The organism is Streptomyces sp. NPDC050617 (assembly GCF_040654795.1).
In the GTDB taxonomy this organism is placed as follows: Bacteria; Actinomycetota; Actinomycetes; order Streptomycetales; family Streptomycetaceae; genus Streptomyces.
Genome location: NZ_JBFAIS010000044.1, coordinates 39408 through 50319, shown reverse-complemented (window position 1 = coordinate 50319; position 10912 = coordinate 39408). Strand labels below are relative to the sequence as shown.

8 protein-coding genes and 1 pseudogene are annotated in these 10912 nt (G+C 72.9%); 4 read left to right on the top strand and 5 right to left on the bottom strand.

What is annotated here, in order from left to right:
- Positions 1-267: 267 nt before the first annotated feature.
- A pseudogene (locus tag AB0I49_RS36010) lies at positions 268-1602 on the bottom strand (hypothetical protein); the annotation flags it as partial.
- 187 nt (positions 1603-1789) lie between these two features.
- On the opposite strand from AB0I49_RS36010, the gene radA reads away from it, so the two are divergent.
- A complete protein-coding gene (gene radA / locus AB0I49_RS36005) occupies positions 1790-3202 on the top strand; it encodes a DNA repair protein RadA (protein WP_363231436.1) in 1413 nt (470 codons plus the stop codon).
- A gap of 88 nt (positions 3203-3290) precedes the next feature.
- On the top strand, positions 3291-4415 hold the full coding sequence (gene disA / locus AB0I49_RS36000; RefSeq protein ID WP_030880365.1) for a DNA integrity scanning diadenylate cyclase DisA: 1125 nt from the start codon (positions 3291-3293) through the stop codon (positions 4413-4415).
- Positions 4416-4653: 238 nt separating this feature from the next.
- Here the strand turns inward: disA and AB0I49_RS35995 are convergent, their stop codons facing one another.
- Complete coding sequence (locus tag AB0I49_RS35995; RefSeq protein WP_363231435.1) at positions 4654-5508, bottom strand: MSMEG_1061 family FMN-dependent PPOX-type flavoprotein; 855 nt, start codon at positions 5506-5508, stop codon at positions 4654-4656.
- Between the two features lie 169 nt (positions 5509-5677).
- Positions 5678-6688, bottom strand: a complete 1011-nt coding sequence (locus tag AB0I49_RS35990; RefSeq protein ID WP_363231434.1) for a PDR/VanB family oxidoreductase — start codon at positions 6686-6688, stop codon at positions 5678-5680.
- Between the two features lie 95 nt (positions 6689-6783).
- On the opposite strand from AB0I49_RS35990, the gene AB0I49_RS35985 reads away from it, so the two are divergent.
- A complete protein-coding gene (locus AB0I49_RS35985) occupies positions 6784-7431 on the top strand; it encodes a TetR/AcrR family transcriptional regulator C-terminal domain-containing protein (protein ID WP_363231433.1) in 648 nt (215 codons plus the stop codon).
- Positions 7432-7652: 221 nt separating this feature from the next.
- Here the strand turns inward: AB0I49_RS35985 and AB0I49_RS35980 are convergent, their stop codons facing one another.
- Together AB0I49_RS35980 and AB0I49_RS35975 are read right to left on the bottom strand one after the other, a co-directional pair.
- Positions 7653-8462 carry a hypothetical protein gene (locus AB0I49_RS35980; RefSeq protein WP_363231432.1) on the bottom strand — a complete coding sequence of 270 codons (810 nt, stop codon included), beginning with the start codon at positions 8460-8462 and terminating at the stop codon, positions 7653-7655.
- 254 nt (positions 8463-8716) lie between these two features.
- On the bottom strand, positions 8717-9223 hold the full coding sequence (locus AB0I49_RS35975) for a pyridoxamine 5'-phosphate oxidase family protein (protein ID WP_363231431.1): 507 nt from the start codon (positions 9221-9223) through the stop codon (positions 8717-8719).
- A 292-nt stretch (positions 9224-9515) separates the two neighbouring features.
- Here AB0I49_RS35975 and AB0I49_RS35970 point away from each other — a divergent pair, with 292 nt between their 5' ends.
- Positions 9516-10451, top strand: coding sequence for an A/G-specific adenine glycosylase (locus tag AB0I49_RS35970; protein ID WP_363231430.1), 936 nt, complete (start codon positions 9516-9518; stop codon positions 10449-10451).
- The last annotated feature ends 461 nt before the right edge of the window (positions 10452-10912 follow it).

The window sequence follows — 10912 nt, the reverse complement described above, 5'->3', positions numbered from 1 at the left end:
CGCGCAGCCCCAGCACCGGCACGTCGTTCTCCTCCAGGAACTCCGTCAGCCGCTCCTCGCGCGTCTCGCCCTTGTGCGTGCTCAGCGGGTCGGGGCCGGCGCGTGGCTCGCGCCGGGCAGCGGCCGCCCGTCGGTACCGGTCACCTCCACCGACACGCCCGGCGACGGGCTCCCCACCGGAAAGCGCGGGACGACGCGCTCGCTCCGCACGCTGCCCGCCTTCTCGTACGGACGCCCGTCGAGCCCGTCCGAGGAACGGGCCGTCACGGACGCCGCGCCGTCCTGCCCCTCCCCCGTCTCCGGCGCGCCGCGGTAGGCGGCCCACAGGGCGAGCACGGGCGCGGCCACCACCGTCGCGACCACCGTCGTCGTGACGGCGCGGTTGCGCATCCGGCGGCGGCGCGCGGCGCGGTCCTTGGGCGCCATGGGGAAGCCGCTGCGGTCGAAGCGCGGGCCGGCGAGCGTGGTGCCGCGCGCCGGGCGTGCGCGCAGTGCGAGCCGCATGGCGGCGAGCGCCGCCGGACGCGGCGCTTCCATGACGGGCAGGGCCGCCGCGGTGGCGACCATGCCGGGCCAGGGGCCGCCCGCGGTGGCCCGCTCGGCGGTGCGGCGGCAGTCGCGGCACTCGTCGACATGGCGCACCAGCTCGCCCCGGAGCGCCGTGCCCAGGAGCACCTGGGTGTCCTCGGCGAGCCGGGCGACGACCTGGCAGTTCCCCAGCTCGACGACGGCGAGGGCGGTACGGGTCCGCTCCACCTCGCACGCGGCGGCGGACAGCAGGGCCCGTGCCGTGCCCTGCTCCATACGCAGGACGGTCGCCACCTCGGCCGGGGAGAGCCGGTGGCGGACGGCGAGCTCCAGTGCCTCGCGCTGTTCGGAGGACGTGCCGGCGGCCTCGGGCCAGGCGAGCCGCGCCAGTTCGCGCTGTCGCTGCCCGGCGGCGGCCTCGGACATGCCGTGCGCCATGCCATGCGCCATGCCGCCCGCCGTGCCGCCCGCGTCGGCGGTGTTCGCGGCGCGTGCGGTGCTTGCGGCGTTTACCGCGTTGGTGGCGTTGGCGGCGTTTGCGGCGTTGAGTTCGGCGAGTTTGCGCAGACACGTCCAGCGGGCGAGGGCGTACAGCCAGGGGCGGCGCAGCCCCTGGCCGTCGGGGCAGCGGTCGCCGCGGCGCTCGGCGAGGGCGAGCACCTCGCCGAGCACGGCGGTCGCCGCGTCGTGCTCGCACAGAACGGACAGGCAGTAGGTGAACAGCCCGTCCAGATACGGCTCGTACCGCGAGAGCGGCTCCTGCGCCGGATCCGATGGATCGGACGGATCGGACGGATCGGATGGCTGGGCCGACTGGAGCGACTGGGACGGCGGCTTGGACGACGGCTGGGGCGGCTCGGACGAACGAGGCGACCGGGACGACGGGGAGGGCCCTGACGGCTGGGACGGCACGGACGCCGACCGCGGCTGCGGCGGCGGAAGCTCTTGGGACAGAGGGGCCTGGGGAGGCCGGGAGGATTGCGACGGCTGGGGCTCTTGAGGCAATTGGGGCGCACGACGCCGCGCCCGGTGTGCGCCGGTGGAGTGCGTGGGGTGGTCGGGCCTGCTGCTCATCACCCGGCGACGGTAGAAGGATGATGCAGATCGTCTCGCGCCTCTTGCTCCCTTTTAACCCTTACGGGTGACCATCTCCCTCAAAAGGGGACACCGGCCTGACGTTCCGTGATCGCGGCTCCGGGCTTTTCCACAGCCTCGGGCCGCGTGGTGAGCGTTGTCGGTGCCTGGCGCTAGCGTTACCGGCATGGCAACCCGCAAAGCGTCCGCCAAGGACCGCCCCTCCTACCGCTGCACCGAGTGCGGCTGGACCACCGCCAAGTGGCTCGGCCGCTGCCCGGAGTGCCATGCGTGGGGCACGGTCGAGGAATTCGGCGGCGCCCCCGCGGTCCGTACGACGGCGCCCGGCCGGGTCACCGCCGCCGCCCTGCCGATCGGCCAAGTGGACGGGCGCACGGCCACCGCGCGCTCCACCGGCGTGGACGAGCTGGACCGCGTGCTCGGCGGCGGCCTCGTGCCCGGCGCGGTCGTGCTGCTCGCGGGCGAGCCGGGCGTCGGCAAGTCCACGCTGCTGCTGGACGTGGCGGCGAAGGCGTCCTCCGACGACCACCGCACTCTGTATGTGACGGGCGAGGAGTCGGCCAGCCAGGTCCGGCTGCGCGCCGACCGTATCAACGCCCTCTCCGACCACCTCTACCTCGCCGCCGAGACCGACCTGTCGGCGGTGCTCGGCCACCTCGACACGGTCAAGCCCTCCCTCCTGATCATGGACTCCGTCCAGACGGTGGCGTCCTCGGAGATCGACGGGGCGCCCGGCGGCATGGCCCAGGTCCGCGAGGTGGCGGGCGCCCTGATCCGCGCCTCCAAGGAGCGCGGCATGGCCACGCTGCTGGTCGGCCACGTCACCAAGGACGGCGCCATCGCCGGCCCCCGGCTGCTCGAACACCTCGTGGACGTCGTCCTCAGCTTCGAGGGCGACCGCCACGCCCGGCTGCGCCTGGTGCGCGGCGTCAAGAACCGCTACGGCGCGACCGACGAGGTCGGCTGCTTCGAGCTGCACGACGAGGGCATCACGGGCCTGGCCGACCCCTCCGGCCTCTTCCTCACCCGCCGCTCCGAGCCCGTGCCCGGCACCTGCCTGACCGTCACCCTGGAGGGCCGCCGCCCGCTGGTCGCCGAGGTCCAGGCGCTCACCGTCGACTCGCAGATCCCCTCCCCCCGCCGCACCACCTCCGGCCTGGAGACCTCCCGCGTCTCGATGATGCTCGCCGTGCTCGAACAGCGCGGCCGGATCAGCGCGCTCGGCAAGCGGGACATCTACAGCGCCACGGTCGGCGGCGTGAAGCTCTCCGAGCCGGCCGCCGACCTCGCCATCGCGCTCGCCCTGGCCAGCGCGGCGAGCGACACCCCGCTGCCGCAGAACCTCGTGGCCGTCGGCGAGGTGGGGCTCGCGGGCGAGGTCAGACGGGTCACGGGCGTACAGCGGCGGCTCGCCGAGGCGGCGCGGCTCGGCTTCACCCACGCCCTCGTGCCGGGCGATCCGGGGAAGATTCCCAGCGGCATGCGGGTCCTGGAGGTCGCCGACATAGGGGACGCCCTCCGGGTGCTGCCGAAGCGCGTCCGCCGGGAGGCCCCACAGGAGGAGGACGAGCGCCGGTAGACTTTGCCCTGGTCTCGCCCGTACGCCCGCGTGCACGCGCCGGAGGGGCGGGCTGCGGCACCGTTGACCTTGCGACCGGAGGAGTGCAGTGGCAGCCAACGACCGGGCATCGGGCCCCGGCAGGGCCGGGGGAAGCTCCGGTGCCGACGGTCTGATGCGCGCCTCGCTGAGCGCGGTCGCCCCCGGCACCGCCTTGCGCGACGGCCTGGAGCGCATCCTCCGCGGCAACACGGGCGGGCTCATCGTGCTGGGCATGGACAAGACCGTCGAGTCGATGTGCACGGGCGGCTTCGTCCTGGACGTCGAGTTCTCGGCGACCCGGCTGCGCGAGCTGTGCAAGCTCGACGGCGGGCTGGTCCTCGACAAGGACATCACCAAGATCGTGCGGGCGGGGGTGCAGCTCGTGCCGGACGCCTCCATCCCCACCGAGGAGACCGGCACCCGGCACCGCACCGCGCAGCGCGTCTCCATCCAGGCGGGCTTCCCCGTCGTCTCCGTCAGCCAGTCGATGCGGCTCATCGCGCTGTACGTGGACGGGGAGCGGCGTGTCCTGGAGGAGTCGGCGGCGATCCTCTCCCGCGCCAACCAGGCGCTCGCCACCCTGGAGCGCTACAAGCTCCGCCTCGACGAGGTCGCGGGCACGCTCTCGGCCCTGGAGATCGAGGACCTGGTGACGGTCCGCGATGTCACGGCGGTCGCCCAGCGCCTGGAGATGGTGCGCCGCATCGCCACCGAAATCGCCGAGTACGTGGTGGAGTTGGGCACCGACGGGCGGCTCCTCTCGCTCCAGTTGGACGAGTTGATCGCCGGCGTGGAGCCGGAGCGCGAGCTGGTCGTGCGCGACTACGTCCCCCAGCCCACCGCGAAGCGGACCCGTACGGTCCCCGAGGCGCTGGCCGAGCTCGACTCGCTCACCCACGCCGAGCTGCTGGAACTGCCCATCGTGGCCCGTGCGCTGGGCTACAGCGGCTCGCCCGAGACCCTCGACTCGGCGGTCTCCCCGCGCGGCTACCGCCTCCTCGCGAAGGTGCCGCGGCTGCCGAACGCCATCATCGAGCGGCTCGTGGACCACTTCGGCGGCCTCCAGAAACTGCTCGCCGCGAGCGTCGACGACCTCCAGACCGTGGACGGCGTGGGCGAGGCCCGCGCCCGCTCGGTCCGCGAGGGCCTCTCCCGGCTGGCGGAGTCGTCGATCCTGGAGCGCTACGTGTAGGGCTGTGTGTTGGGGTACGTGTGGGGCTGCGTGTAGGGCAGCACCCCGCCGCGCCGGGCACCGACAGCGAAAGGGCCGCCCGGGGGACGATTCCCCCGGGCGGCCCTGTGCGTCGGACGGTCAGGCCGGACGGTCAGACCGGAAGGCCGGACGGTCAGACCGGAAGACCGGACGGCCGGAAGACCAGAAGCCGGAAGACCAGAAGACCAGAAGACCAGAAGGTCAGCAGGTCAGCAGGTCAGAACAGCTCGGTGTCGTAGTGGTGTTGGACGATCGTGCCCAGGGAGCCCAGCCCGTCGCCGAGGTTCGCGGCCATCTTCTCCGCCATCTGCGCGGTGACCTGGGCGTAGAAGTCGCTGGTCGGGGTCAGGGAGTCGGCCAGACCCCGCGGGTCGTCCTCCCAGAGCCGGGCGCGGATCACGGCCTTTCCGCACTGGAAGAACGCCTCGCGCACCTTCACGATCGTCGCGAGGACGGCGGGCTTGCCCTCCGCGCCGAGCCGCTGCAACAGGTCGGGGTCGTCGGTGACGAACGCGTCGCCGTTGACGCGGACCGTCTCCCGCACGCCGGGGACGAAGAAGACCATGCCCACGCCGGGGCTGCGGGTGATGTTCTCGAAGGTGTCGGCGGTCCGGTTTCCCGGCCGGTCGGGGACGGCCAGGGTCCACGGGTCCAGGACGCGGACCGAGCCGGGCGGGTCGCCCTTGGGGCTGGCGTCCACGGCCCCCGTCTCGTCGACGGTGGCCAGGCAGAAGAAGGTGCTGTGGGCGATGAAGCGGCGCATGAAGTCGCCGACGAACGGCTCCTTCTTCTCCACGATGAAGGGCTGCGGCTCACCGAGGATCTCCCGGACGCGGTCCATCCCGATGGGGGTGAAGGCGTCGGCGGCGGTGTGCTCGGGGGCGGGCCGGCGGTCGTCCCACCAGGTCGGGGCGGTTTCGGTGCCGACGGTGGAGAACGGGTCGTACGCGCCGTCGGCGACGGCGCCGGTGAAGGCGGCCGAGGTGTCGGCGGCGCCGGAGGTGTCAGTGGTGCCGGGGGTACCGGGTGCGTCGTTCTCGGCGGTGTGCCGGGGGGCTGTGGCCAGGTCCATGGTGCGCTCCTTGGCGAATGGGCGGGTGGGCGGACTAGGCGGTCGAACGGGCGGATCGGTGAGGGCCGGCCGGTTGGGGCGGCCCGTGGGTGATCCGTAGGGCTGGCCCGTGGAGTGATCTGTGGGGTGATCCGTGGGGTGATCCGTGGGGCCGGCCCTACGGGGCCGGTCAGAGGTCGAGGACCAGCTGCGGGGTGCGGGCGCGGGAGACGCAGACGAACATCCGGTCGCCGTTCTCGCGCTCGTCCTCGGAGAGGATGTCGTCGCGGTGGTCGGGCACGCCGCCGAGCACCCGCGTCTCGCAGGTGCCGCACACGCCCTCGCGGCATGAGCTGGGCACCCGCAGGCCCGCGTCGCCGAGCGCGTCCAGGACGCTGCGCTCCGCCGGTACGTCGATGGTCCTGCCGGACCGCTCGCAGACCACCTCGACCGGGGCGTTGGGCAGCGGCTCCCTGGTCCGCGGCCTGAACCGCTCCATGCGCACGGTGCCCTTGGGCAGATGCGCGCCGCCGTCGGTCACGGCGTCGAGCAGCGGCTCAGGGCCGCAGGCGTAGACGACCGTGCCGGGCGTGGTCCCGCCGAGCAGTTCGGCCAGCGGGATGTGCCCGGCCTTGTCCGCGGGGTAGAGGCGTACGGAATCCCGGTGCGGCGCCAACTCGTCGCGGAACGCCATGGAGACAACGGACCGCCCACCGTAGAAGAGCTGCCACTTCGCGCCCGCGTCGATGGCCTGACGCACCATCGGCAGGATCGGGGTGATGCCGATGCCGCCCGCGATGAACAGGTAGGAGTCGGCCGGCTCGAAGCCGAAGTTGTCGCGGGGGCCGCGGATCCTCAGCGGCTGGCCGGGGCGCAGGAAGGAGTGCACGTACTCCGATCCGCCGCGGCTCGCGGGCTGCTGCCGCACCGCGATGCGGTACGCGGACAGGTCGTCGGGCGAGCCGCACAGCGAGTACTGCCGGGTGATGCCGGTGGGCATCAGCAGCTCCACGTGGGCGCCGGGCCGCCAGGGCGGCAACTGCCCGCCGTCCGGCCGGGCCAGCAGCACGGAGACCACTCCGGCGGCCTCCCAGCGCAGCTGTCGCACCATTACCAGGGTTTCCTGCCGCTCGGTCTCCGGAGGCCGCTCGGTCTCCGGAGCCTGTGGTTCAGCGGCGGCGGGCACGGTCTCGGTCGCCATTCCTCCTCCTTCGGACGGGCTCCTCGTGGACTGCCCGAGAGAACCAGTAACGACGTTAACAACGACAGAATTACGCTAGTGATAACATCGTTAACATGTCAATTCAGGGAAGCGGCGAAGCCGGTACGCGCAAGGGCCCGGTCCGGGCGGAGGCCGTGGTGGACACGGCGTTGGCCCTGGTCAACCTCGGTGGGCTGGAGTCACTGACGATGCGCCGGCTGTCCGACGCCCTCGGCACCCAGCCGCCCGCCCTGTACCGGCTGTTCCACGACAAGGACGCCCTGGTGGACGCGATGGCCGACGCGATCCTGGCCTCGGCGCTCGGCCCGCTCCCCGCGGCGGGCTGGGAGGACCGCGTCGCCGTGCTGGCCGGACGGCTGCGCGCGGCCCTGCTCGGCCAGCGCGACGGAGCCCGCATCGTGGGCGGCTCCTACACCACCCGGCGGCCCACCCTGACGGTCGCCGACTCCCTGCTGGGCGCCATGGAGGAAGCGGGCTTCACGGGGGAGGAGGCGGTCTGGGCCATCACCGCCCTCTTCTCCTACGTGCTGGGGGAGGTGCTGGAACAGCAGGGGCGCATCGACGTGGACCCCAAGGACGTGCAGTCGACCCTCTCCACCGAGGACTACCCGCACCTGGCCCACAGCGCACTGCCGTCCATGCTCGACTTCGACGCCAGGTTCGCGTTCGGGCTCAGGCTGATCATCACGGGAATCCGCGAGGAACTGGCCGCGGCGCGATAGCGCTTCTGCGGGCCGCGGGGACGTCGGGGAAGTGCGCGACCAGCGGCGACGCGCCCGAGGGTGACGCTCCGGTGCTCAGCAGGCTGCTGCCCGGCGAAGCGTCAGTTCTCCGCTGGCCGGCCCTCCGCCGGCCAGTCCTCCGCCGGCCAGTTCTCCGCCGGTCGGTCCTCCGCCGGCCAGTTCTCCGCCGGTCGGTCCTCCGCCGGTCAGTCCTCCGCCGGTCAGTCCTCCGCCAGGACGAAGGAGCCCTGCGACTTGCCCAGTCCCGGAACCTCCGCCTCGACCAGATACGTGCCCGGCTTCACGGAATCCGCGGCCGGAGTCGCGCAATTGGCGGCGCTCGGCTTACGGTCCCACTCCACCGTGCGCTTGGTCTCGCTATCGGCCCCGACCTCGAACGGAGCCGGGCCGTCGCCCTTCGGGCAGTCGCCCGAGGACCACACCGGCTTGTCGGCCTCCTTGGCCGGCGCGATCTTCAGCACCGCGGACTTCACGCCGAAGTCGACCTTGCAGGCGCCGCTGCCCGTGTTCTTGGCGATGACCTCGAACTTCGGCTTCTCGTCCGGGGCGTAGCTGTTCTTCACGCTGCGCACCGTCAGATGCACATCCGAGGTGGTGCAGTCCGGCAGGCTCGACCCGGCCGGCAGTGCCTTCCCGTCGCCGGCCCCGAGCACGCCCGCGCCCGCGGCCCCACCCGAGCCCGTACCGCCACTGCCGCCGTTCCCACCGCTGCCGCCGGAATCGGAACCACCGCTTCCGCCGCCGCTACCGGACTCGTCGCGGCCGCCCGGCCGTTGGCCGTAGTGCGTACCGGACGGGGTCGGCCCCGGCGTGATGGTGTTGGTGGGGCCGGAGTCCTTGCCGCTCGCGCCCTTGCCCCGGTCGTCCTTGCCGGCGCTGCCGCTGCCGCCCAGATTGACGGCCCACACCACCAGCAGCACCAGCAGCGCGATCAGGGCCAGCGCAACTGACCTCCGCCGCCAGTAGATGGAGGAGGGAAGCGGCCCGATCGGATTGCGCAGAGATCCCACGCGAAGACTCTACGAGAGATCCGCCACGGCACCAGCCAATACCCGCCGTGGGGCCCCGTACTTTTCTCATCATCTGCCCGGAAGCCGTGCTCACACCCGGATCGGAGGCCCTTCGGCGCGCGACACGCCGACGCCGCTCGACGGACGGCGGGGCCGCCGGGTGTAAAGGCTGAGGGGCGTAGAGGTGTAGAGGTGTAGAGGTGTAGAGGTGTAGAGGCGTAGAGGCGTAGAGGCATACGGGACCCGAGCCGCCGTCAACGTGACGCGGACCACTCCCGCTTGTGCCCGAACCCCTGCGCGTTGTCGATCAACCTGAGCCAGTCGGGGCGCAGTTCCCACAGGGCCGTGGCCTCCATGGCCGTCCGCAGCCGCTCGGAGGCGACGGTGAAGGGGAAGCGCTCCGTGTACGTGCGCCAGGCGTCCGCCCGTTCCGCGCCAGCCAGCCGACGGCAGCCGCCCCGGCCCTGCACCCCCGTCAGCTCCGTCCACTCCTGCCCGTCGCGCTGCGCCGTGAAGGCGGCGCGCGCGCCGGGCGCGTCGAGGGCGCGGCCGTGCCGGGTGGAGGTCGAGGTGACGAAGTAGAGGACCGGCGCCTCGGCATCGCCGCCCCGCGCGTACAGCACGGCGCATGCCTGCGGGCCGTCCTCGTCGATATACGCGAGCGTCATCGTGGTGTGTCCGTCGAGCGCCCGCAGAATGGGTCCGGCACCGCCCGCGTCGGGTGCGCCGTCGGGTGCGCCGTCAGGGTCGTCCTGGGCCATCGTGAACTCCTCGGGGGCGCTGCGCGAGACGCGGTGTCGTGCGCGGCTGTGCTGTCAGCCGTGCTGTTTATAGAGGTGCCTGCTTATAGAGGTACCTGCCTCTGTCCATGGAGGCACCTGTCTGTAGAGGCACCGCCGACATTGGATCATCCGCGCCCGCGGCGGCTCCCCGGGCCACGGCGTCGGGGACGCGAACGCGGATGCGAAAGCCAAGATCACGGCGGGGACGCGCGCGGTCCGACCTGGGGCGTCACGCGTGCCTCCGCCCGGCCGTGCCAGGATCGATGGTGCTATGACGACTCTGCCCACGACGCCCACACCCTCGACGCCGGCCGCCGTCCCCGCGTCCCCGCCCCCCGCGGCCCTGCACGCCGCCGTCATCGACTGGTTCGACACGCACGCGCGCGACCTGCCCTGGCGCCGCCCCGACGCGGGCCCCTGGGCCGTGATGGTCAGCGAGTTCATGCTCCAGCAGACCCCCGTCAGCCGGGTGCTGCCGGTGTACGAGCAGTGGCTGGCGCGCTGGCCGCGCCCCGCCGACCTGGCCGCCGAGCCGCCCGGCGAGGCCGTACGCGCCTGGGGCCGGCTCGGCTACCCGCGCCGCGCGCTGCGGCTGCACGGCGCGGCGGCGGCGATAGCGGAACGGCACGGCGGGGACGTACCGGACGACCACGCCAAGCTGCTCGCGCTGCCCGGCGTCGGCGAGTACACCGCGTCCGCCGTCGCCTCCTTCGCGTACGGGCAGCGGCACCCGGTCCTCGACACCAACGTGCGCCGGGTCTTCGCGCGCGCCGTGACCGGGGTGCAGTACCCGCCGAACGCGACCACCGCCGCCGAGCGCAAGCTCGCCCGCGCCCTGCTGCCGGAGGAGGAGTCGACCGCCGCCGCCTGGGCCGCCGCGACCATGGAGCTGGGCGCGCTGGTCTGCACGGCCCGCAGCCCCGCCTGCGGCCGCTGCCCGATCGCCGCGCGGTGCGCCTGGGTGGCGGCGGGGTCGCCGGCCCACGACGGCCCGGCGCGGCGCGGCCAGACCTACGCCGGTACGGACCGACAAGTGCGCGGCAAGTTGCTGGCCGTACTGCGCGAGGCGGTCGGGCCGGTGGAGCAGGCGGTGCTGGACGGGGTGTGGGACGAGCCGATCCAGCGGGCCCGCGCGCTCGACGGCCTGGTCGCGGACGGGCTCGTGGAACCGCTCGCGGACGGTGCGTACCGGCTGCCGCTGACGTGAGACGACGGCGGTGGTCGGCTTTCGTTTGGCGGCCGTCGGGTCGCGTTCCGTGACGGCCGCCGGGTCGGCTTTCGTGACGGCGATATGACGACACCGGCGTCACGGTTCCGGGAACGGCCCGCGTAACGGCTTCCGTAACGGCGGACGTAACGGCGGACGTAACGGCTATGAAGGCTGCCGTAACAACAAACGCCGCAACCGCCCCACAGCCTCCAACTGCCCCCATTACAGGGGTCTTTCACCACCAAAACCCTGCCGGAAAGCCGTCACCGAGCCGTCACCGTCCGCGATCCTGACGGGCGCAATGTCCAGTTCGTTCCCCCTGTTACACAACCTATGGACAGCTGTGCACATGCCGAAGGGCTATCGCACATCGCGCCGCAACAGCGCCTCCGTAGCGTCCTCTACGTGCTGGACGACCACCAGCGTGACGCGGGGAACGCAAGCGGAATGGAGGCTGC